The following is a 21,332-nucleotide window of genomic DNA, read 5'->3' as shown; positions in this document are numbered from 1 at the left end:
CTCCTCATGAGTGCGTTAAATAAAAAAAGTTTTCTCACTTACCTGAAAGAAGGCGGTATTTACGTTGTTCTTTTAGTCCTGCTGGCCATTATTATTTTCCAGGACCCTACGTTCTTAAGCCTGCTGAACCTGAGTAACATTCTGACCCAGTCCTCGGTGCGTATCATCATCGCGCTGGGCGTGGCGGGCCTTATCGTCACCCAGGGGACGGACCTGTCTGCCGGCCGTCAGGTCGGCCTGGCGGCGGTTATTGCGGCAACCCTGCTGCAATCGATGGAAAACGCCAACAAGGTGTTCCCGGAAATGGCGACCATGCCGATTTTCGTGGTGATTCTGATCGTCTGCGCCATCGGGGCGGTGATTGGCCTGATCAACGGTATCATCATCGCTTACCTGAACGTGACACCATTTATCACCACCCTGGGAACGATGATCATCGTTTACGGCATCAACTCCCTCTACTACGACTTTGTGGGGGCGTCACCGATTTCGGGCTTTGACAGCGGCTTCTCGACCTTTACACAAGGGTTTATCGCGCTGGGCAGCTTCCGCCTGTCGTACATCACCTTCTATGCGCTGATTGCGGTGGCGTTCGTCTGGATCCTGTGGAACAAAACGCGTTTTGGTAAAAACATCTTCGCAATCGGCGGTAACCCGGAAGCGGCGAAAGTCTCCGGCGTAAACGTTGCCCTGAACCTGCTGATGATTTACGCGCTGTCCGGTGTGTTCTACGCCTTCGGTGGAATGCTGGAAGCGGGCCGCATCGGCTCCGCAACCAACAACCTTGGCTTCATGTACGAGCTGGATGCAATTGCTGCCTGCGTCGTCGGCGGCGTCTCGTTCAGCGGCGGTGTGGGTACCGTGCTTGGCGTGGTGACCGGTGTGATCATTTTCACCGTCATCAACTATGGCCTGACCTACATCGGCGTGAACCCGTACTGGCAGTACATCATCAAGGGTGCCATCATTATCTTCGCGGTGGCGCTGGATTCACTGAAGTACGCGCGCAAGAAGTAGTTGCTCCTCGCGTTACGCGGCCCGCTCACCGAGCGGGCTTTTTTATGCCCTACGCCAGATGTGACTCTTCGCGGGTCACAATGCTCTCAAACCAGTCGAGCTCTGAAAGCTTACAGGCCACCCACTGTTCGCAAAAGGCGTCACCCAGGCTGTCGGTAAGGTACTGACAGCGGGAAAATGTCTCGATTGCTTCCTGCTGAAACAGCGGCAGGGCGGGTTCATCATGCTGCGGTTCAGGCAAATCGTCCTCGTCGATATTTTCCAGCCCGTACAGCATGCCGGTCAGGATCGTGGCGGCGACCAGATAGGGATTGGCGTCCGCCCCGGCCAGCCGGTACTCAATGCGGCGGTTGCTGTCCTCCGAGCAGGGAATACGCAATGCGGCGGAGCGGGTGTTATAGCCCCAGGAGTTAAAGACGGGTTCCGTCAGGTTTTTACGCAGGCGACGAAACGCGTTGACGCCCGGCGCAAGGATGGCGATAGAGGCGGGCATCAGCGCCAGCTGCCCTGCGATGCACAAACGCATCATGCTGTTAAGCGCGTTCACCGGAGAAGCAAAAACGTTTTCGCCGCGACTGTTATTCAGGCTGAAATGGAAGTGTAAACCGCTGCCGGACAGCTGGCTGAAAGGCTTAGCCATAAAGTTGGCCTGCAGGCCGTGCTTTTCGGCTACGTAACGGGTCATTCGGCGCAGGGCAAGCACGTTATCGCAGACCTCAATGACGCGATGGCTGTGTTTCAGGTTTAATTCGTACTGACCGGATTCGGCTTCCGCCACGATCCCGGACAGCGGGATGCGCTGAAGGTGCGCCAGCTGTTCAAGCTCGTCAAACAGTGCCGCATGGGTTGTTGAGGTATCCATATGAAAACACCCCTGATTTTGCGGATCCCGATCGCGTTGACCCGTCAGATAGAATTCGATTTCCGGAGCAATCACCGGATAGAGCCCGTGCTGGTGGAAGCGGGACAGGACGTTCTGCAGGATGACTCGTGGCTCCAGCGGGCAGGGTTTATCGTCGCTGTCTTGCATCGTCAGCAGGATCTGCGCGTTGTGCTGCGGATCCTGCGGGCAGGGGCGCAGGGAACCGGCGACGGGGAGGCAGAGTCGGTCCGGTTCATCATGAAGCGGGGCGGCGATTTTTCCTTTCTGATCCATAGAGTAGACGGAGAGGGGGAAGTAACAGCCTTTTTCCAGCGCCAGCATGCTCTCTACCGGGAGCCGCTTGCCGCGCATAATGCCGTTGATATCGTTCAGGTAAACGTCAATATGTTTCGTCTGCGGGTAACGTTCGAGATAATCCGCGACTTCGACCGAAACGTTGTGCTGCAGCGCGTCAATTTTTTCATCAAGCCAAAGGCCGGAATTGAGTGCGCCAGGAAGCGATAAACCGGGAAAGTTAAAATAGGGACGGAGACTTTTCAGGAAAAACGCATTCATTATCGAGTTCATAGTCATTCTTCAATGAAGCCGTAGCGGCAGTGAACTCAGCATAAAGGGGGCGGCGTAAAGGGGGGATAAAAAGCGTCAGGCCCGGCGTAAAGAAAGTATAAAGGCGGGCTATTTTTTCTCTTTTTTCTGCATATCAAGCAGTTGCTCCGGGGTGACGGCCGGGTAACCCTGCGCGTCTTCCGGTACTTCATGCATCGCCGGGATCGGCACCAGCGGGCCGAGGAAGCGCGGTTCGCGTTTGAAAATGTAGAGGTCGGCCAGAGCGCCAAAACGCGCGCCGAACTCGCGGACGCGCACGCTCAGCATATCTTTTGGCGACGGCACGGCATAACACTGCGCCTGAATGCCCATATGCAGCGCGATAAACAGCGCTCGCTCGCAGTGGAAGCGCTGAGTGATGATGATGAAGTCGTTGGTGTCGAAGACTTTGCGCGTACGCACGATGGAGTCCAGGGTGCGGAATCCGGCGTAGTCGAGCACGATATCGGCAGGATCGACGCCAGCGGCAATCAAATCCTTCCGCATTGTCACCGGCTCGTTATAGCTTTGCAGGGCGTTATCGCCGCTTAGCAGCAGGTAGTTTACCTTGCCGCTATTGTAGGCGTTCAGCGCGCCCTGAATGCGGTAGCGGTAGTACTGGTTGATCACCCCGGTGCGGTAATACTTGGCGGTGCCGAGCACCACGCCAACCTGACGATAGGGCAGGTCCTGCAGATCGTCAAAGATGTAGGGGGCGGTTTTCCAGCTCATCCAGCGGTCGAGACCCAGCACGATAAACAGCAGTATGCCGACCAGGACAGACAGGCTGTAAAAAACGCGCTTTAACATGGAGATGGCTCGTTCGTGGATGAAATTTAACTCAGGCTACTTTACCCGCCTGGTTAGCGCAAGAAACAGCGACTCAACTGAGGGGTTTTTCAGCAACGTGGCGGACATTTCTGTCCGCCGGAAGGTTTATGCCAGCAGGACGCGGTCGATCGTCGTGCAGCCTAACGCCTTGAGCGTCGCGGCGGTGGCATCCCACTGGATCAGTGGCGCATCGGCTTTTTCGGCCAGAATGGCGCGCTGAATGTCCGGATAATCGTAGCCGTTCAGGCTCAGCAGGTTGAGCGCGCCCTGCAGCGGCGGCAGCGTTGGGTTAAACGCGGCATTTTCCGCATAGCTGCCGGTGAAGATACGGCCGTCGCGGCACTGCAGCGCCACGCCGCTCGGGGACTTGCTGTAAGGCGTGTGGCTTTTGTTCGCCGCGCGAATGGCCGCCTGGTTCAGGTCATCGCCGGACAGGGCGAAACCGTGATCCTGCTCGTCCATCAGCAACGTTTTGATCTCCAGATCTTTCGGGCCAAAGGCGTCAGGCAGGTAATCGCCCAGCGTGTGCGGCGCGCGTCCCGGCAGGTTGATGCGCAGCTGCAGCCCGCTGTTCAGCTCGTTCATAAACTGACGGCAGTGGCCGCAGGGGGTGTAGTTAACGGTAATGGCGCTCAGGGCTTTCTCACCGCGCAGCCAGGCGTGGCTGATGGCGCTCTGCTCGGCGTGAACGGTCTGCTGCATGGTCGCGCCCAGGAACTCCATATTGCCGCCGAAGTACCAGGTACCGCTGATTCCGCGCGCAATGGCCCCGACGTTAAAGTGGGAGAGATCGGCCCGCGCGCAGGCGGCAGCCAGGGGAAGCAGTGCGAAAGCCAGCGCGTCTTCGTCCAGTCCCGTTGCCTGTTTCAGCACCGTGACCTGCTCCGCGGTCAGCAGGGCGGGGAAGTGTGCATCTGCCAGAACGGGAGCAAGGGCTGACTGCAAATTCTCTGCAAGCTGGGCGAAGGCAGCTTGAAAACGTGGGTGCATGGCGTTTGCCTCATAAAGGTTAATGGATCGGTAGTTTACGGAGCCGTTAGGGCTTTATATGTGATCCACTTCTCATTATGTATGCAACTTATGAAATCAAAATGAAATTTGCGCGACGCATCGCAAATTTTAGCCCATCACCGCCAGAATCAGCGGGAAAATGAACGGGGCCAGCAGGGAGGTGATAATCCCGCAGATCACCAGAGCCAGCGAGCTAAACGCCCCTTCCTGATAATCCAGTTCCGCGCAGCGGGCAGTGCCCAGGGCGTGGGAGGCGGTCCCCATCGACAGTCCCCGTGCCGCTTTAGTATGAATACGCATCCCGTTCAGCAGGGTGTGACCAAACACCGCACCGAGAATACCGACGAAAATGACGCACATCGCGCTGATGGCCGGGATCCCGCCCAGGCTGCCACCGACAGCCATCGCGATAGGTGTGGTCACCGATTTTGGCAGAATCGAGGCGGCAATCTGCGGCGAGGCCCCCATCAAAAGCGCTACCGACGTGCCGGTGATCATCGCCACCAGGCTGCCCACAAAACAGATGGTAATGATGGATTTCCAGCGGGCGCGGATCTGGTGGAGCTGCTCATATAAAGGAAAGGCGAGCGCCACAACGGCAGGCTGCAGCAGGTCGTTTAAAATTTTGCTGCCGGCAAAGTAGCGTTCATAAGGAATGCCGGTGAGCAGCAGGAACGGAATAATGACCACCATCGCCACCAGCAGCGGGTTCAGCAACGGCATTTTGAAACGTGCGGCAAGCTTGCGCGCGGCGAAGAACACCGCCAGGGTTAGCGGCAGCGACCACCAGATATTAGCCATCATTTTTTTGTTTTCTCCCCGATCACGTTGCGTTCGCCATGCACCAGATGCGAACTCCAGCTCACCACCAGGAAAACCACCAGCGTACTGACCGCGCATGAGACCACAATCGGGCCGAACTGGGCTTTGAGCAAATCAAAATACTGCATAACCCCGACGCCGATTGGCACGAAAAGCAGCGCCATATAGCGAATGAGGACGAAGCAGCTGGGGTTGACCCATTTTGCGGGCAGGATTTGCAGCGCCAGCAAAACAAAGAGGATTAGCATGCCGATAATGCTGCCGGGAATGGTGATGGGCAGCAGCGACGCGATGAAAATCCCGGCATACAGGCAGGCGTAAATCAGGACGAATGCGCGCAGATATTGCCAGATAATGTTCAATGATTTGCTCATGGTGATAGTCCTTGCTGAAACGCATTCATCATACAATTAAACCTAAAAATGTGCCACGGATCACATCATGAAATTTGAGCATACCAGACATTCCGGAATGGAACGTCGGGCTTTCCACACACAAACAGAGCAGATACTATAGCGCGTCTTTTTTCACAGGTACTGCTATGCGTGTTTTACTGGCTCCAATGGAAGGCGTGCTCGACTCCCTCGTGCGCGAGCTTCTGACCGAGGTGAACGATTACGATCTCTGCGTGACGGAGTTTCTGCGCGTGGTCGATATGCTGTTGCCGGTAAAATCCTTCTACCGCCTGTGCCCCGAGCTGCACAACCAGAGCCGGACCTCTTCCGGCACGCTGGTGCGTATTCAGCTGCTCGGCCAGTATCCTGAGTGGCTGGCGGAAAACGCTGCCCGCGCGGTTGAGCTGGGCTCTTACGGGGTGGATCTCAACTGCGGCTGTCCGTCGAAGCTGGTCAACGGCAGCGGCGGCGGGGCGACCTTGCTGAAAGATCCTGAGCTGATTTACCGCGGCGCGAAGGCGATGCGTGAGGCCGTGCCTTCGCATTTGCCGGTGACGGTTAAGGTGCGTCTGGGGTGGGACAGCGACGCGCGGCAGTTTGAAATCGCCGATGCGGTGCAGCAGGCCGGGGCCACCGAGCTGGTGGTGCATGGCCGCACCAAAGACGATGGCTACAAAGCCGAGCGCATTAACTGGCAGGCGATCGGTGAGATCCGCAAACGCCTCACCATTCCGGTGATCGCCAATGGTGAAATCTGGGATTACGAGAGCGCGCAGGCATGCCTGAACGCTACCGGCTGTGATGCGGTGATGATTGGCCGCGGTGCGCTGAACGTGCCGAACCTCAGCCGTGTAGTGAAATATAACGAGCCGCGGATGCCGTGGGCAGACGTCGTCACGCTGCTGCAAAAATACAGCCGTCTGGAAAAGCAGGGCGACACCGGTTTGTATCACGTCGCGCGAATTAAACAGTGGCTGAGTTATTTACGCAAAGAGTACAGCGAAGCGCTGGGGTTATTTCAGGAGATCCGTACGCTGCAAACGTCGGCTGATATTGCGCGGGTTATACAGACAAAATAATTGGCATTTATATTTAAATATAAATAATTCACACAGTGAATATTTTGCCGATTATGTAAGTGTATGACAATTTGCGGATTGCCACGCGTTACTAAAAAATGGAACGTCATCAAGCGTAAGTTGCGCCTTTATTTTTTTGAGTGCATGGCGTAATGAAACGTTTTCTTATTTTATCTCTGAGTGCTCCCCTTATTTTTATGCTGGCTGCGTGCGCACCGGAACATTCCACGGTGTCGCCAATCAAAATGCAAACGACAGCCGCTTCCGTTAATACCCAACTTCGTCATGCGGACTGGCCGAAAAATGAATGGTGGAAAGCGTATAACGACACGCAGTTAAATTCGCTGATTGCGAAGGCAATAGCGGATGCCCCCGATATGCAGATTGCCCGTCAGCGCATTACGCTTGCCGAAGCTCAGGCGAAGGCCGCTATCGCAGCCGATGGCCCACAGATGGATTTTTCTGCGGATGTTGAACGGCAAAAAATGTCGGCAGAGGGGCTGATGGGGCCGTTTGCCCTGACCGACCCGGCGGCGGGTACAACTGGCCCATGGTATACCAACGGCACCTTTGGCCTGACGGCGGGCTGGGATCTCGATCTGTGGGGTAAAAACCGCGACCGGATCGCAGCGCGTATTGGCAAAGTGAATGCGCAAAAAGCGGAGCTGGAGCAGACCCGCCAGCTGCTGGCCGGCAGCGTGGCGCGGCTCTACTGGGAGTGGCAAACTCAGGCCACCGCAAGGGAGGTTCTCGCGCAGATCAAACATGAACAGGACAACATTATTGGTGCCGACCGCGAGCTGTATCTGCACGGGATCACCTCTTCCGTGGAGGGTGTTGAAACGGATATCAACGCCAATAAAACCGAAGAGCAGTTGGCAGAAGTTAACGGGAAGATGAAAGCCGTCGAGGCGCGTCTGGTCGCGCTGACCAATTCTTCCTCCGTAACGCTTACGCGCCACCCGTTGCCTGCCGCAGAAGCCTCGTTACCGTCGACGCTCGGTTATGAACTGCTGGCTCGCCGTCCGGATCTGCAAGAAGCGCACTGGTATATCGAAGCCTCCATGAGCGAGGTGGATGCCGCCAGAGCGGCTTTCTATCCTGACGTGAACCTGATGGCGTTCTTACAGCAGGATGCCCTCCATCTGAGCGATCTGTTTCGCTCTTCAGCGCAGCAGATGGGGGTGACCGCCGGATTGACGCTGCCGATTTTTGACAGCGGCAGGCTGAACGCCAGGCTGGATATTGCCCAGGCGCAGAATAATCTTTCCGTCGCGAACTACAACAAAGCTGTGGTCGAAGCCGTCAATCAGGTGGCGCGTACGGCCAGTGAAGTTGAAACCCTGACGGCAAAAAATCGTCACCAGCAGCAGGTCGAAAAAGACGCGGCGCGCGTGGTGGCGCTGGCGCAGGCGCGTTTTAGCGCTGGTATCATTGCGGGCTCGCGGGTCAGCGAAGCCAGAATTCCGGCGCTGAAAGAACGTCTCGAAGGCGTCATGCTGAAAGGCCAGTATCTCGACGCCACGCTGCAGCTGACCTCAGCGCTGGGCGGTGGGTATCACCAGGGCTAAAAAAGGCCATTATCTATACTTACCTCTTTGCAGTTTTTCAGGAGGTGAGTATGACCAGAGTAGCGATTGTAACCGCATCGGATTCCGGGATCGGTAAAACCACGGCGCTGATGCTCGCAGAGCGCGGGTTTGATATTGGCGTCACCTGGCACTCCGATGAAAAAGGGGCGCTGGAAACCTGCCGTGAAGTTGAAGCGCGTGGGCAGCGCGCAGAGGCTATCCATCTTGATTTAAGCACGCTCCCGGACGGCGCTAAAGCTATTGAAACGCTGATTGCGCGTTTCGGGCGGCTGGACGTTCTGGTTAACAATGCCGGAGCGATGACCAAAGCGCCATTCCTTGAGATGGCGTTTGACGACTGGCGGAATATTTTTACCGTCGACGTGGATGGCGCGTTTCTCTGCTCACAGATTGCGGCACGGCAAATGGTGAAGCAGGGGGAAGGGGGGCGGATTGTAAACATCACCTCGGTGCACGAGCACACCCCGCTGCCGGAGGCCTGCGCCTATACGGCCGCGAAACATGCGCTCGGCGGCTTAACCAAATCCATGGCGATGGAGCTGGTTAAGCATAAGATTCTGGTGAACGCCGTCGCGCCGGGTGCCATTGCCACGCCGATGAACGATATGGACGACAGCGAAGTGAAGGAAGGGTCAATGCCGGAAATCCCGCTGGCAAGGCCGGGCCATACCAAAGAGATTGCCAGCCTGGTGGCGTGGCTGTGCGACAGCGATGCCAGCTACACAACGGGTCAATCGTTTATCGTCGACGGGGGCTTTATGCTGGCGAACCCGCAGTTTAAGCCGGAGAGGTAGCAGGTTTCCCCTCACCCCGGCCCTCTCCCCAAAGGGGAGAGGGTTAGGGTGAGGGCATCAGGCCGCACCAGGCTACTCCTCATCCCGCACCTTTTCCCGATGCTTCAGCCACAGCCTGACCCCAATCACCGCCACAACCACCAGAATCAACCACGCCCAGTGCTTCAGGTGCTGGTCTAGATTATGCAGCCACGGGCCAATCACCTCGCCGCCTGCATAACCGAGCGTCGTGAAGATCAGCGCCCAGGCTATCGCGCCAAGAATATTCAGCGGCAGGAAAATTTTTGGCGGCAGGCGGCTGGCGCCAATCAGTATCGGCCCGATAACCCTGAAGCCGTACATAAAGCGGGTGCCAATCACGAACAGGTAAGGATGGCGCTGGATCAGGCGCTGCGCGCGGTTGATTTTCTTTTTGTGTTTAGCGAAACGCTTGAGCAGCGTCGGGCCAAAGCGCAGCCCCAGGAAGTAGAGCAGCTGATCGCCAATCATGCCGCCCAGCGCGACCGCGGCGACGACCAGCGGGAACTTCAGTAAGCCCTGATGCGCGGCGACGCCCCCTAGCAGCGTGATGGTTTCACCTTCCGCCACGCTGCCGATGACTAGCGCGGCATATCCATATTGTTCAATGAGTGCGTTAATATCCATTACGTAAGTGTTATCTCCCTCTGCGTACCTCGTTTAATCATATACCCCATGAATCAACAGCGCGGCAATCAACGGAAATTTCCCACTGTACATAAAATAATCTAAAGCCTGCATTATACTTAAGGTATCGCTGACGGGCCGACAACAAGGGGGCGCTATGAACCATGTCTGGGGACTTTTCTCCCATCCCGATCGTGAGATGCATGTCATCAAAAGTGAGAACGAAACGGTCTCGCATCATTACACGCACCATGTGCTGCTCATGGCCGCGGTGCCGGTAATATGCGCGTTTATTGGCACAACACAAATTGGCTGGAACTTCGGTGACGGCACCGTGGTGCAGCTTTCCTGGTTTACCGGGCTCTATCTTGCCATTCTCTTTTATGGCCTGATGCTGGCCGGGGTGGCGGTTATGGGACGCGTGATTCACTGGATGGCGCGTAACTATCCGCAACGCCCATCGCTGGCACACTGTATGATCTTCGCCGGATACGTCGCGACCCCGCTGTTCTTAAGCGGTATTGTTGCGCTCTATCCACTGGTCTGGCTGTGCGCGCTGATCGGTACCATTGCCCTCTTTTATACGGGGTATCTGCTGTATGTGGGCGTTCCTACCTTCCTCAATATCAATAAAGAAGAGGGCCTGAGCTTCTCCGGCTCGACGCTTGCCATCGGGGTGCTGGTGCTGGAGGCGTTACTGGCGCTGACGGTTATTCTTTGGGGGTATGGATACCGTCTCTTCTAAGCTCACTGCATTGCTGGCGTAAATGCCAGCAATGCAGCATCTGTTCACGATTATCCGCTGGCGACAAAGCACGGTGACCGCTATGATGCCGAAGCCAGCCTGTGTTTATCCGTCGACACAGGCGGTGTACGTCATTACGTGCGTGAATAATTATCAGAAGTCTCACCATGCTGAAATTTCGAGTCTCTTTACTTAGCCTGGCGCTGCTGCTGGGCGCGTCAGCTGCTGTGCCAGCCGTCGCCAAAACGCCCGCGGTGACCGCCGCTGCTGCCCAGCCGCAAATTGCGTCCGGCAGCGCGATGATTGTCGATCTCAACACCAATAAGGTGATTTACGCCAGCCACCCGGACCTGGTGCGCCCTATTGCCTCAATAACCAAATTAATGACCGCGATGGTGGTGCTTGATGCACATCTGCCGCTGGACGAAAAGCTGAAAGTGGATATCAGCCACACGCCGGAGATGAAAGGGATCTACTCCCGCGTGCGCCTGAACAGCGAAATCAGCCGTAAAAATATGCTGCTGCTGGCGCTGATGTCATCCGAAAACCGCGCGGCGGCGAGCCTGGCGCACCACTATCCTGGCGGTTACGACGCGTTTATCCGCGCGATGAACGCCAAAGCCAAAGCGCTGGGGATGAGCAATACCCATTTTGTTGAACCGACGGGGCTGTCGATTAACAACGTCTCCACGGCCCGCGATCTGACGAAACTGCTGATTGCCAGCAAACAATATCCGCTGATTGGTCAGCTCAGTACCACCCGTGAAGAGATGGCGACCTTTGCGAACCCGTCCTACACGCTGCCGTTCCGCAATACTAACCATCTGGTGTACCGGGATAACTGGAACATTCAGCTAACGAAAACGGGCTTTACCAACGCGGCAGGACACTGTCTGGTAATGCGCACGGTGTTTAACGGTAAGCCGGTGGCGCTGGTGGTGATGGATGCCTTCGGGAAATATACCCACTTTGCGGATGCGAGCCGCCTGCGTACCTGGATTGAGACCGGGAAAGTGCAGCCCGTTCCGGCTGCGGCATTGACCTATAAAAAGCAGAAAGCGGAGCAGATGGCGACGGCGCAGAACGATTAGGTAAAAGCAAAACGGTAACGCATGTTACCGTTTTTTATGTTTTCTCCCTCTCCCTGTGGGAGAGGGCCGGGGTGAGGGCACCAGACCGAACTGCTTTTATTCCGGCAGCGTCCAGTCCCCATCATTGAGCGGGCGCTGCATTATCACCGTATCCCGCCAGTCGCCTTTCTTATACCCCACGCTGCGCAGTTGACCGACAATCTCGAAGCCGTGCTTTTTATGCAGCCGCAGCGATCCGGCATTATTATTGCCATCTCCCACAACAGCAATCATCTGCCGCCACGGGCCTTGCTCGCAGCGTGCGATTAGCGCGCTCATTAATGCGGTGCCAAAACCGCGTCCGGTCATGCTGGCGTCCACGTAAATCGACTCTTCCAGGGTATAGCGATAGGCGCGTCGCGGTCGATAAGGGGTGGCGTAGCAGTAGCCCACCACGATCCCGCGGTACAGCCCGACAAGCCACGGTAAACCGTTCTCGGCCACGCTTTTCATGCGCTGACGCATTTCGTCGATGGTGGGGGGAACTTCTTCGAACGACGCGCGTCCGTGAAGCACATGCCAGGCGTAAATGGCGGCGATGGCATGCACATCATCGGGAAGGGCGTCGCGTACTTCCAGTTCGGTTTCGGATAAAACATCAACAGCCGACATGACGTGCCCGCTCCTCGTTATCGAATGCCGGAGAAAGGTTTCTCCGGCGACTGAACGCTACTCTATTACGATTACGGCGCGCGAAACAATCTCTCAATTTTGGCTGTAGGGTTTAATCAGACGCTTGCGTTATGTGCTGCTCAGCGTCTGCACTTTCTTGCCAGTATTTCTTCCGCGTTGTTTTCCCTATGCCGGGGTTCATACTGTTTGTAGGGTCATTCTCGCGATAAAACTGCTTAAGTGCGTCAGGGGCTTTATAAAGATGACCAACGTTGTGTTCCGCAGGATATTGTGCGCCGCGCTCGCGCAGCAGGGCGAGCATCTGCTCCTTCAGTTCGTGTGCATCGACCCCTTTTTTGACGATGTAATCCTGATGGAAAACGTAGCACATAAAGTGGCCGTAATAGAGCTTGTGCACCAGCTTGCTGTCAATTTCCGGCGGCAGGTGCTCAAACCATTCGGTGTCGTTTCGTCGCAGGGCGATATCCAGCGCCAGAATATCTTCCACCTCTTCGGAATGTACCGCCTGGTAACGGATGGCGGCACCCGCGGCGGCGAAACGGTGCAGGAAGGCTTTGCTGCCTTCTTCCGGCGTACAGGCGAAGAAATCCCCCTCGGCGGTTTTGAAGAACTCGGTGAGCCAGCTCTGCGCTTCGGCAATCCCGTCCCCGGCCATTTTCAGCAGCAGATGATGTTCGTACTTATCACGCCAGGTTTTCATTCGCTCCGGCAGATGCGCAGGGAAAACGTTCCCCAGCTTCTGCATAAAGCGGTCGGTAAAGTGGGGCTTGAACAGCGACACCTTCTCCAGCATCGCGTCGGTGCGGCCCTTCATGGTGAAGAAGAACGGCATTTTGTCGGTGCCGAGCTTGTCGATCATCAGGAAGGTGTCTTTCCCGTAGCGCTCCGCGATGTCGTAAATGTCCCGGTGCATATACTCGCCCGCCACGGGAAGGTGGGTGAATTCACCGAGAATATGACGGCGGATCTCCGTCAGAACCTCAGGCTGATTGGTGCCGATGTAAAACACCTGCTGCTTTTTCTCCGCCGGGAAGGTATCAAGGCGTACGGCAAAAACGGCCAGCTTGCCCGCGCAGCCGGAGGATTCAAACAGGCGATCCGGGTCGGCGTTATAGCGCGCCGGGGTGTCGGCTTCGATATCGCGCACGCGGGTGACGTAATCGTGATCGTGCGCGTGGCGACCGTCGTGCTGTACGTCTTCGTCCCTCACACGGTCGTCGTCGAGCTTGCTGAGGATCTGTTCCGGCGTTACGCCCAGATCGATGCCCAGGTGGTTCACCAGCGTCAGCTTGCCGTTTTCGTCGATACGGGCAAACAGCGACATTTCGGTGTAGGCCGGGCCGCGCTGTACCAGCGAGCCGCCGGAGTTATTGCAGATCCCGCCCACCACCGAGGCGCCAATGCAGGAGGATCCGATCACCGAGTGCGGTTCGCGTCCCAGCGGCTTAAGCGCTTTTTCGAGGGAGTAGAGCGTGGTGCCGGGGAACGCGAGCACCTGCTCGCCTTTGTCCAGCAGGTGCAGCTTGTCGAGGCGCAGAGTACTGATAATCACGATATCGCGATCGTAATCGTTGCCGTTCGGCGTAGAGCCTTCGGTCAGGCCGGTATTGGCCGCCTGCATTAAAATAATCTTGTCGGCGGCAACGCAGGCGCTCAGCACGCGCCACAGCTCCAGCAGCGTGCCGGGGAAGACCACCGCCAGCGCCTCGCCCTGACCGGAGCGGAAACCCTTACGGTAGCGGGCGGTTTTGGCCGGGTCAGTAAGCAGGTGAGAGGAGCCAACCAGGCGCGACAGTTCGTTAATAAAAGTCTTGTTATCGTCAGTTCGAACAGAAGTCATCTTCCACTCCTTGTGGTGGGGCAAATTTCTCGCTGTAAAGCATAGCGCGATTAACTGTTCAACGGTCGAGTATTCACGAGAAAAATCAGAGAATAACCCTGCAACGTTCAGAGGGTTTGTGGCACACTGCGCTTTTCGCACGGTCTGGCCGGGTGCTTCCCACGGTTATTGATGAGAGAGAATAACAACATGAAATGGCTATGTTCTGTAGGTGTTGCCGTCAGCCTGGCGCTGCAACCTGCGCTGGCAGAGGATTTGTTTGGTAATCACCCGCTCACGCCTGAAGCCCGCGACGCGTTTGTCACGGAGTTGCTTAAGAAGATGACGGTCGATGAAAAAATCGGCCAGTTGCGTCTGATCAGCGTCGGCCCGGATAACCCGAAAGAGGCCATCCGCGAGATGATCAAAGAGAACCAGGTGGGCGCGATTTTTAACACCGTCACCCGTCAGGATATCCGTAAAATGCAGGATCAGGTGATGGAACTCAGCCGCCTGAAAATCCCTCTGTTCTTCGCCTATGACGTGGTGCACGGCCAGCGTACCGTCTTCCCCATCAGCCTCGGCCTGGCCTCCTCCTTTAACCTCGACGCGGTGAAAACCGTCGGGCGCGTGTCTGCCTATGAAGCGGCGGACGACGGCCTGAACATGACCTGGGCGCCGATGGTGGACGTCTCGCGCGATCCGCGCTGGGGCCGCGCCTCGGAAGGCTTCGGTGAAGATACCTTTTTAACGGCCACGATGGGCAAAACCATGGTGGAAGCGATGCAGGGCAAAAGCCCGGCGGACCGCTACTCGGTGATGACCAGCGTCAAACACTTCGCGGCCTACGGCGCCGTCGAGGGCGGTAAAGAGTACAACACCGTCGACATGAGCCCGCAGCGCCTGTTTAACGACTACATGCCGCCGTACAAGGCAGGTCTGGACGCGGGCAGCGGCGCGGTGATGGTGGCGCTGAACTCGCTAAACGGCACGCCAGCGACCTCCGATTCCTGGCTGCTGAAAGACGTCCTGCGCGACCAGTGGGGCTTTAAGGGCATCACCGTTTCCGACCACGGCGCGATTAAAGAGCTGATCAAACACGGTACGGCGTCCGACCCGGAAGACGCGGTGCGCGTGGCGCTCAAGTCCGGCATTAACATGAGCATGAGCGATGAGTACTACAGCAAATACCTGCCGGGGCTGGTGAAGAGCGGCAAGGTAACGATGGCGGAGCTGGACGATGCCGCGCGCCACGTGCTGAACGTGAAATACGACATGGGGCTGTTTAACGATCCGTACAGCCATCTGGGCCCGAAAGATTCTGACCCGGCTGATACCAACGCCGAAAGCCGCCTGCACCGTAAAGAAGCACGTGAAGTGGCGCGCGAAAGTCTGGTGCTGCTGAAGAACCGCCTCGATACGCTGCCGCTGAAAAAATCTGGCACCATTGCTGTGGTCGGCCCGCTGGCTGACAGCAAGCGCGACGTGATGGGCAGCTGGTCTGCTGCGGGCGTGGCCGATCAGTCCGTCACCGTCCTGACCGGCATCAAGAACGCCGTCGGTGAAAACGCCAAAGTGGTGTACGCCAAAGGGGCGAACGTCACCGACGATAAAGACATCGTCACGTTCCTTAACCAGTACGAGGAAGCGGTTAAGGTCGATCCGCGTACGCCGAAGGAGATGATTGACGAAGCGGTCAACACCGCGAAGCAGTCCGATGTGGTTGTCGCGGTCGTGGGGGAAGCGCAGGGTATGGCGCATGAGGCCTCCAGCCGCACCGACATCACCATCCCGCAGAGCCAGCGCGATCTGATCGCCGCCCTTAAGGCCACCGGCAAACCGCTGGTGCTGGTGCTGATGAACGGCCGTCCGCTGGCGCTGGTGAAAGAGGACCAGCAGGCTGACGCCATTCTGGAAACCTGGTTCGCCGGTACCGAAGGCGGTAACGCCATCGCCGACGTGCTGTTTGGTGATTACAACCCGTCTGGCAAGCTGCCTATGTCCTTCCCGCGCTCCGTCGGGCAGATCCCGGTCTACTACAGCCACCTGAACACCGGTCGCCCGTACAACGCCGACAAGCCGAACAAGTACACGTCTCGTTACTTCGACGAAGCTAACGGCCCGCTCTATCCGTTTGGTTACGGCCTGAGCTACACCACCTTTAAGGTCTCTGACGTGAAAATGTCGGCGCCAACCCTGAAGCGTGACGGCAAAGTTACCGCCAGCGTTGAGGTGACCAACACCGGCAAGCGCGAAGGGGCAACGGTGATTCAGATGTACGTGCAGGATGTGACTGCGTCGATGAGCCGTCCTGTGAAGCAGCTGCGCGGTTTCGAAAAGGTTGATCTTAAACCTGGCGAAACCAAAACCATCAGCTTCCCGATTGACGTGGACGCGCTGAAGTTCTGGAACCAGCAGATGAAATATGATGCGGAACCGGGCAAGTTTAACGTCTTTATCGGGGTGGATTCCGCCCGCGTGAATAAAGGCGAGTTCGAGCTGCTGTAACATTTCCTTCCCTTTGCATCCCCCGACTTCCGGGGGATGCGTCTTACCTTATGCTAAAAAGGCATTTTGCCGGGTAAATCCGCCGTTTTAAGCTACGCTTTTCTCTCAAGCCTCTGAAAAAGGCGATAAAAAAATGAGGACAGCGTAATGACGATTAAAACGGGGATGGTAGCTTCTGCGGTGCTACTCGCAGCGCTAAGCCTGCCGCTACAGGCGGCGGAGCCGGTAAAAGTGGGCTCAAAGATCGATACCGAGGGCGCGCTGCTCGGAAATATTATTCTCCAGGTGCTGGAAAGCCACGGCGTGAAAACCGTCAATAAAGTTCAGCTGGGCACCACGCCCGTTGTGCGCGGCGCGATTACCTCCGGCGAGCTGGATATCTACCCTGAATACACCGGCAACGGCGCGTTCTTCTTCAAAGACGAAAACGATCCGGCATGGAAAAATGCCAAAGCTGGGTATGAAAAAGTCAAAAAACTCGACGCAGAGCAGAACAAGCTGGTCTGGTTAACCCCGGCCCCGGCTAACAATACCTGGACTATCGCCGTGCGTAAGGACGTGGCGGAGAAAGGTAAGTTGACTACGCTTGCGGATCTCAGCCGCTATCTGAAAGAGAAGGGCGATTTTAAGCTTGCGGCCTCCGCGGAGTTTATCGAGCGTCCTGACGCGCTACCCGCGTTCGAAAAAGCGTACGACTTCAAGCTCGACCAGGCGCAACTGCTTTCGCTCGCGGGCGGGGATACCGCGGTAACCATCAAAGCGGCGGCGCAGCAAACCTCTGGCGTTAACGCGGCGATGGCCTACGGCACCGACGGCCCGGTAGCGGCGCTCGGCCTGCAAACCCTGACCGATCCTAAAGGCGTACAGCCAATTTACGCCCCGACCCCGGTAGTGCGTGAGGCGGTGCTGAAAGCCTATCCGGAGATTGCCGACTGGCTCAAACCGGTCTTCGAAAAGCTGGATGAAAAAACGCTGCAGCAGCTGAATGCCAGCATTGCCGTCGAGGGACTGGATGCCAAAAAAGTGGCCGCCGACTTCCTGAAACAACAAGGGCTTGTGAAGTAACGGGAAAGGGCTGTGCCAATAAAATGTCATAATCGCGTACTGCTGCTGTTGGCCTGCTTGGCCATCGCGGCGGTCGCGTTACCGTTTGTGAACGTCGCGCCTAACCGCCTGATGTCGGGGGAAGGGCGCTATATCTGGGAAGTGTGGGCGTTCACGCCGTGGTGGCTGGCGGCGGCACTGGGCGCGTGGGTTACACTGTCGCTCTGGCAAGGGCGCACGGCGCAGTGGCTGACGCTGCTCCTCGCTGAAGGGCTGTTTATCGTCCTGTTCTGGGGCGCCGGGCAGGCGGCGACGCATATGGCGTCGGCGGAAAGTCCGCTGGCGAGAACCACGGTGGGTAGCGGCCTCTGGCTGTGGCTGGCGCTGTGTCTGCTGGCCAGTAGCGATGCCATTCGTCGACTCATCTCCAGCGCCGTCTGGCGCTGGGTGCTCAACGCGCAGATATGGTGCATTCCATTGTTCCTGCTGTTCAGCGGGGAACTAAATAATCTCTCGCTGTTAAAAGAGTACGCCAACCGTCAGGAGGTGTTTGATGATGCCCTGGCGCAACATCTGACAATTCTTTTTGGCACGCTGATCCCGGCTCTGCTGCTTGGGATACCGCTCGGCATGTGGTGTTATCGTCATCCTTCACGCCAGGGTGGGGTCTTTGCCGTGCTCAATGTCATCCAGACGATTCCCTCCGTTGCGCTGTTTGGCCTGCTGATTGCGCCCCTGGCCGGGCTGGTGAAGTCGTTTCCTGCGCTGGGCGCGGTGGGCATCGCCGGAACGGGGTTAACGCCCGCGCTGATTGCGCTGGTGCTATACGCGCTGCTTCCGCTGGTGCGCGGCGTGGTCGCGGGATTAAGCCAGGTCGCGCCGGATGTGCTGGAAAGCGCCCATGCGATGGGCATGAGCGCGCGACAGTGTTTCTGGAGGATTCAGCTTCCGCTGGCGCTGCCCCTGCTGCTGCGCAGCCTGCGGGTGGTGGCGGTCCAGACCGTCGGCATGGCGGTGATTGCCGCACTGATTGGTGCGGGCGGCTTTGGCGCGCTGGTATTCCAGGGGCTGCTGAGCAGCGCGCTCGATCTGGTGTTATTGGGCGTGGTTCCCACCATTGCGCTGGCGGTTGTCGTCGACGCGCTGTTTGCCTTATGGCTCGCGCTGCTCAGGAGAAGAGCCAATGATTGAATTTCATGATGTCAGTAAAACCTTTGCCGGTCGCCCGGCGGCGAGCCACCTGAACCTGAACTTTGCCGAGGGCGCGTTTTCCGTGCTGATTGGCACATCGGGTTCGGGAAAATCCACCACGCTGAAGATGATCAACCGGCTGGTTGAGCACGACAGCGGCCTGATCCGCTTTGCCGGAGAAGAGATCCGCAGCCTGCCGGTGCTGGAGCTGCGCCGCCGGATGGGCTATGCCATTCAGTCTATCGGCCTGTTTCCGCACTGGACGGTGGCGCAGAACATCGCCACCGTGCTGCAGCTGGAGAAATGGTCGCGGGCTAAAATCGCTGACCGCGTTGATGAACTCATGTCTCTGCTGGGGCTGGAGCTCGCGCTGCGCGATCGCTATCCGCACCAGCTCTCCGGTGGGCAGCAGCAGCGCGTGGGCGTGGCGCGCGCGCTGGCGGCCAACCCGCAGGTGCTGTTGATGGATGAACCCTTCGGCGCGCTGGATCCGGTTACGCGCGGGGCGCTGCAGGCGGAGATGACCCGCATTCACCGCATTCTCGGTCGAACCATCGTCCTCGTGACGCACGATATTGATGAAGCCCTGCGCCTTGCCGACCATCTGGTGCTGATGGACCACGGCGAGGTGGTGCAGCAGGGCGCGCCGCTTGAGCTATTAACCTGGCCGAAGAACGACTTTGTGCGCGAGTTTTTTGGCCGCAGCGAGCTGGGCGTGAGGCTGCTCTCACTGCGGACGGTTGGTGACTATATGCGTCCCGAGGAGACAGCGGTGAGCGGCGAACCGCTACAGGAGCAGATGAGCCTGCGGGACGCCCTCTCCGCGTTTGTCGCGCGCCGGTGTGAAGTCCTGCCTGTGGCGGATGCCCGGGGCGCGCCGTGCGGAAGCCTGCATTTTCGCGATCTGCTGGCCGGGGAGGTGACGCGTGAAGGCACTGCGTGATCCGCTCCTCTGGCTGGCAGCGCTCTTTGTCGCCTTACTGTTTCTGATGCCCCACAGCGCGGCGCTGTTTAACGCCCTTTTTCCCGGGCTGCCGCGGCCGGTCTATCAGCAGGAGAGCTTTATCAACCTCGCCCTGGCGCATCTCTGGCTGGTGGCGCTCTCAAGCGTCATCGCGGTGGTGCTGGGAGTAGGGGCGGGCATTGCGGTCACGCGACCTGCGGGCCGGGAGTTTCGTCCGCTGGTGGAGACGGTTGCGGCCATTGGGCAGACGTTTCCGCCGGTGGCGGTGCTGGCGATAGCGGTGCCGGTGATGGGTTTTGGTCAGCAGCCCGCGATTATTGCTCTGATTTTATACGGCGTGTTGCCCGTTCTCCAGGGCACGCTGGCGGGCGTTGCGGCGGTCCCTGCGTCTGTATTAAGCGTGGCGGAAGGAATGGGGATGAGCCGCTGGCAGCGGCTTCGCAAGGTAGAACTGCCGCTTGCGGCACCGGTTATTATTGCCGGGATCCGCACGTCGGTGATTATTAACATAGGGACGGCGACCATTGCGTCTACGGTAGGTGCCAATACGCTGGGAACGCCGATCATCATCGGCTTAAGCGGGTTTAATACGGCTTATATTGTGCAGGGGGCGGTGCTGGTCGCGCTGGCAGCCATCGTCGTCGATCGCCTTTTTGAGCGGCTGGCGCTGTACCTCAGCCGACACCGCCACGAACGATAAACGAGTACCCGGCCAGCATCACGCCGCCGATACCGCTTACGGCCATCAGGACAAAAAGGGTAATAATGGCGAGTTTGGTTGCCTTCATCATGTGCTCCTGTTGTTAACGGAACAATTATACGGTGAAGCGCAGCTGTTAATGAACCATTAAATGCCGTTATGGTTCATCCGGGCCCAGGGAATAAACCGGATAACCGTGCTCACGCCATTCCGTCAGCAGCTGTTGCTGCGAGGCGGACGGCACTTCGCCGCACCAGACCAGCAGGGTCTGGCCGTCGAAAAACTCGGGTTTGAGCTGCCCCAGCGAGTGCGCAAGGACATCCACGCGCCAGCCCTTTTGGGTGGCGATCCACGCTTCCAGCCACAGACGGGTGGTATCGTGCACGTTCCAGCCGACCACCAGCGCATCTTTTCCGGCCTTGTTCTTCGCCGAGGCAAGACAGACGGCAATATAGTTAATCAGCACCCCGTCAAGCATGCTGAGCAGCGCCTGCAGGGTAGACTGCTGGCACTGCAGGCGTCGACGGAGCGGAATGAAAAGATGGGTGATAAGCGTTTTCGCCGGATAATCGCGCCCCTGCTCTTTGATCCAGGCGCGCAGGCGCTGCAGGTTACCGGCCTGCAGGAGTCGCAGCAGGGTTTCCTGCTGTTCACGCCAGAGATGTTGTGTGTCCGGGTCGTCGTGGCTCAGCAGGGACTTCACTTTGCCGACCTGCACCCCGTTGTCGATCCAGCTTTTGATTTCGCGGATCCGGTCGATATCGGCATCGTTGAAAAGACGATGACCACCGTCCGTTCTCTGCGGTTTGAGCAATCCATACCGTCGCTGCCACGCCCGTAGGGTAACGGGATTGATATCACAAAGGAGTGCCACTTCACCGATTGTGTAAAGCGCCATATTTGCCCCCTGGCTTACGCGTCCCCAGCTTAACTGTAGACCCACT

The 21,332-nt window shown here is 57.7% G+C and carries 21 protein-coding genes; 11 read left to right on the top strand and 10 right to left on the bottom strand.

Features of this window, described 5'->3' with window-relative positions; genetic code table 11:
• Positions 1-6 precede the first annotated feature (6 nt).
• Positions 7-1,017, top strand: coding sequence for a galactose/methyl galactoside ABC transporter permease MglC (gene mglC / locus V1603_RS19255; protein WP_013097952.1), 1,011 nt, complete (start codon positions 7-9; stop codon positions 1,015-1,017).
• Positions 1,018-1,066: 49 nt separating this feature from the next.
• Here mglC and V1603_RS19250 read toward each other — a convergent pair whose 3' ends face one another.
• From V1603_RS19250 to V1603_RS19230, 5 genes are all read right to left on the bottom strand, one after another.
• Complete coding sequence (locus tag V1603_RS19250; RefSeq protein ID WP_166712714.1) at positions 1,067-2,455, bottom strand: glutamine synthetase family protein; 1,389 nt, start codon at positions 2,453-2,455, stop codon at positions 1,067-1,069.
• Between the two features lie 120 nt (positions 2,456-2,575).
• Positions 2,576-3,295: an outer membrane permeability protein SanA gene (gene sanA, locus V1603_RS19245; protein ID WP_028013857.1), complete on the bottom strand. Its 720-nt coding sequence runs from the start codon at positions 3,293-3,295 to the stop codon at positions 2,576-2,578.
• A gap of 126 nt (positions 3,296-3,421) precedes the next feature.
• Positions 3,422-4,306, bottom strand: coding sequence for a cytidine deaminase (gene cdd / locus V1603_RS19240; protein ID WP_116338702.1), 885 nt, complete (start codon positions 4,304-4,306; stop codon positions 3,422-3,424).
• Positions 4,307-4,435: 129 nt separating this feature from the next.
• On the bottom strand, positions 4,436-5,131 hold the full coding sequence (locus V1603_RS19235) for a CidB/LrgB family autolysis modulator (RefSeq protein ID WP_029740398.1): 696 nt from the start codon (positions 5,129-5,131) through the stop codon (positions 4,436-4,438).
• A complete protein-coding gene (locus V1603_RS19230; protein ID WP_248194152.1) occupies positions 5,128-5,523 on the bottom strand; it encodes a CidA/LrgA family protein in 396 nt (131 codons plus the stop codon). Before V1603_RS19230 ends, V1603_RS19235 begins: the two co-directional genes overlap by 4 nt.
• A gap of 167 nt (positions 5,524-5,690) precedes the next feature.
• Between V1603_RS19230 and dusC the strand changes: the two genes are divergently transcribed.
• The 3 genes from dusC (at position 5,691) to V1603_RS19215 (ending at position 9,009) form a co-directional block, all read left to right on the top strand.
• Positions 5,691-6,623 carry a tRNA dihydrouridine(16) synthase DusC gene (dusC, locus tag V1603_RS19225; protein WP_192983116.1) on the top strand — a complete coding sequence of 311 codons (933 nt, stop codon included), beginning with the start codon at positions 5,691-5,693 and terminating at the stop codon, positions 6,621-6,623.
• 152 nt (positions 6,624-6,775) lie between these two features.
• Positions 6,776-8,194 carry a multidrug resistance outer membrane protein MdtQ gene (mdtQ, locus tag V1603_RS19220; RefSeq protein ID WP_233002584.1) on the top strand — a complete coding sequence of 473 codons (1,419 nt, stop codon included), beginning with the start codon at positions 6,776-6,778 and terminating at the stop codon, positions 8,192-8,194.
• A 50-nt stretch (positions 8,195-8,244) separates the two neighbouring features.
• The gene (locus V1603_RS19215; protein WP_395313106.1) at positions 8,245-9,009 is read left to right on the top strand and encodes an SDR family oxidoreductase; all 765 of its coding nucleotides are present in this window, start codon (positions 8,245-8,247) and stop codon (positions 9,007-9,009) included.
• A gap of 72 nt (positions 9,010-9,081) precedes the next feature.
• On the opposite strand, the gene V1603_RS19210 is transcribed toward V1603_RS19215, so the two are convergent.
• Complete coding sequence (locus tag V1603_RS19210; protein WP_116338714.1) at positions 9,082-9,654, bottom strand: DedA family protein; 573 nt, start codon at positions 9,652-9,654, stop codon at positions 9,082-9,084.
• Between the two features lie 157 nt (positions 9,655-9,811).
• Between V1603_RS19210 and V1603_RS19205 the strand changes: the two genes are divergently transcribed.
• Entirely contained in the window at positions 9,812-10,399 is a 588-nt protein-coding gene (locus tag V1603_RS19205) for a Yip1 family protein (RefSeq protein WP_116338716.1), read from the top strand.
• Between the two features lie 167 nt (positions 10,400-10,566).
• Positions 10,567-11,490, top strand: coding sequence for a D-alanyl-D-alanine endopeptidase (pbpG, locus tag V1603_RS19200; protein ID WP_116338718.1), 924 nt, complete (start codon positions 10,567-10,569; stop codon positions 11,488-11,490).
• 96 nt (positions 11,491-11,586) lie between these two features.
• Here pbpG and V1603_RS19195 read toward each other — a convergent pair whose 3' ends face one another.
• The gene (locus V1603_RS19195) at positions 11,587-12,141 is read right to left on the bottom strand and encodes a GNAT family N-acetyltransferase (RefSeq protein WP_233002586.1); all 555 of its coding nucleotides are present in this window, start codon (positions 12,139-12,141) and stop codon (positions 11,587-11,589) included.
• 112 nt (positions 12,142-12,253) lie between these two features.
• On the bottom strand, positions 12,254-14,002 hold the full coding sequence (gene dld, locus V1603_RS19190) for a D-lactate dehydrogenase (protein ID WP_166711787.1): 1,749 nt from the start codon (positions 14,000-14,002) through the stop codon (positions 12,254-12,256).
• 189 nt (positions 14,003-14,191) lie between these two features.
• Between dld and bglX the strand changes: the two genes are divergently transcribed.
• The 5 genes from bglX to V1603_RS19165 all read left to right on the top strand — a co-directional run bounded on the left by bglX (position 14,192) and on the right by V1603_RS19165 (position 20,388).
• Positions 14,192-16,489 (top strand): beta-glucosidase BglX, encoded by a 2,298-nt coding sequence (gene bglX, locus V1603_RS19185; RefSeq protein WP_233002587.1) that lies wholly within the window; start codon positions 14,192-14,194, stop codon positions 16,487-16,489.
• A gap of 147 nt (positions 16,490-16,636) precedes the next feature.
• Positions 16,637-17,554 (top strand): ABC transporter substrate-binding protein, encoded by a 918-nt coding sequence (locus tag V1603_RS19180; protein ID WP_116338726.1) that lies wholly within the window; start codon positions 16,637-16,639, stop codon positions 17,552-17,554.
• 12 nt (positions 17,555-17,566) lie between these two features.
• Complete coding sequence (locus V1603_RS19175) at positions 17,567-18,724, top strand: ABC transporter permease (protein ID WP_395313105.1); 1,158 nt, start codon at positions 17,567-17,569, stop codon at positions 18,722-18,724.
• Positions 18,717-19,667: an ABC transporter ATP-binding protein gene (locus V1603_RS19170; RefSeq protein WP_163330230.1), complete on the top strand. Its 951-nt coding sequence runs from the start codon at positions 18,717-18,719 to the stop codon at positions 19,665-19,667. Before V1603_RS19175 ends, V1603_RS19170 begins: the two co-directional genes overlap by 8 nt.
• A complete protein-coding gene (locus V1603_RS19165) occupies positions 19,651-20,388 on the top strand; it encodes an ABC transporter permease (protein ID WP_163330229.1) in 738 nt (245 codons plus the stop codon). Before V1603_RS19170 ends, V1603_RS19165 begins: the two co-directional genes overlap by 17 nt.
• Here the strand turns inward: V1603_RS19165 and V1603_RS19160 are convergent.
• Both V1603_RS19160 and mlrA read right to left on the bottom strand, forming a co-directional pair.
• Positions 20,363-20,476 carry a protein YohO gene (locus tag V1603_RS19160; protein WP_008500895.1) on the bottom strand — a complete coding sequence of 38 codons (114 nt, stop codon included), beginning with the start codon at positions 20,474-20,476 and terminating at the stop codon, positions 20,363-20,365. The two genes, V1603_RS19165 and V1603_RS19160, sit on opposite strands and share 26 nt — an antisense overlap.
• A 69-nt stretch (positions 20,477-20,545) precedes the next feature.
• Positions 20,546-21,286, bottom strand: a complete 741-nt coding sequence (mlrA, locus tag V1603_RS19155; RefSeq protein ID WP_116338734.1) for an HTH-type transcriptional regulator MlrA — start codon at positions 21,284-21,286, stop codon at positions 20,546-20,548.
• Between the last annotated feature and the right edge of the window lie 46 nt (positions 21,287-21,332).

This window comes from Enterobacter sp. ECC-219 (genome assembly GCF_043966805.1).
Classification (GTDB): domain Bacteria; phylum Pseudomonadota; class Gammaproteobacteria; order Enterobacterales; family Enterobacteriaceae; genus Enterobacter; species Enterobacter cloacae_N.
Note: the sequence above shows the minus strand (reverse complement) of the source record. Positions and strands in the feature narration are given on the sequence as shown.

Excerpts from the sequence above, each read along its gene's own strand:
- mglC (WP_013097952.1), top strand. The coding sequence starts at position 7 with ATGAGTGCGTTAAATAAAAAAAGTTTTCTCACTTACCTGAAAGAAGGC.
- V1603_RS19250 (WP_166712714.1), bottom strand. The coding sequence starts at position 2,455 with ATGAATGCGTTTTTCCTGAAAAGTCTCCGTCCCTATTTTAACTTTCCC.
- sanA (WP_028013857.1), bottom strand. The coding sequence starts at position 3,295 with ATGTTAAAGCGCGTTTTTTACAGCCTGTCTGTCCTGGTCGGCATACTG.
- cdd (WP_116338702.1), bottom strand. The coding sequence starts at position 4,306 with ATGCACCCACGTTTTCAAGCTGCCTTCGCCCAGCTTGCAGAGAATTTG.
- V1603_RS19235 (WP_029740398.1), bottom strand. The coding sequence starts at position 5,131 with ATGATGGCTAATATCTGGTGGTCGCTGCCGCTAACCCTGGCGGTGTTC.
- V1603_RS19230 (WP_248194152.1), bottom strand. The coding sequence starts at position 5,523 with ATGAGCAAATCATTGAACATTATCTGGCAATATCTGCGCGCATTCGTC.
- dusC (WP_192983116.1), top strand. The coding sequence starts at position 5,691 with ATGCGTGTTTTACTGGCTCCAATGGAAGGCGTGCTCGACTCCCTCGTG.
- mdtQ (WP_233002584.1), top strand. The coding sequence starts at position 6,776 with ATGAAACGTTTTCTTATTTTATCTCTGAGTGCTCCCCTTATTTTTATG.
- V1603_RS19215 (WP_395313106.1), top strand. The coding sequence starts at position 8,245 with ATGACCAGAGTAGCGATTGTAACCGCATCGGATTCCGGGATCGGTAAA.
- V1603_RS19210 (WP_116338714.1), bottom strand. The coding sequence starts at position 9,654 with ATGGATATTAACGCACTCATTGAACAATATGGATATGCCGCGCTAGTC.
- V1603_RS19205 (WP_116338716.1), top strand. The coding sequence starts at position 9,812 with ATGAACCATGTCTGGGGACTTTTCTCCCATCCCGATCGTGAGATGCAT.
- pbpG (WP_116338718.1), top strand. The coding sequence starts at position 10,567 with ATGCTGAAATTTCGAGTCTCTTTACTTAGCCTGGCGCTGCTGCTGGGC.
- V1603_RS19195 (WP_233002586.1), bottom strand. The coding sequence starts at position 12,141 with ATGTCGGCTGTTGATGTTTTATCCGAAACCGAACTGGAAGTACGCGAC.
- dld (WP_166711787.1), bottom strand. The coding sequence starts at position 14,002 with ATGACTTCTGTTCGAACTGACGATAACAAGACTTTTATTAACGAACTG.
- bglX (WP_233002587.1), top strand. The coding sequence starts at position 14,192 with ATGAAATGGCTATGTTCTGTAGGTGTTGCCGTCAGCCTGGCGCTGCAA.
- V1603_RS19180 (WP_116338726.1), top strand. The coding sequence starts at position 16,637 with ATGACGATTAAAACGGGGATGGTAGCTTCTGCGGTGCTACTCGCAGCG.
- V1603_RS19170 (WP_163330230.1), top strand. The coding sequence starts at position 18,717 with ATGATTGAATTTCATGATGTCAGTAAAACCTTTGCCGGTCGCCCGGCG.
- V1603_RS19160 (WP_008500895.1), bottom strand. The coding sequence starts at position 20,476 with ATGAAGGCAACCAAACTCGCCATTATTACCCTTTTTGTCCTGATGGCC.
- mlrA (WP_116338734.1), bottom strand. The coding sequence starts at position 21,286 with ATGGCGCTTTACACAATCGGTGAAGTGGCACTCCTTTGTGATATCAAT.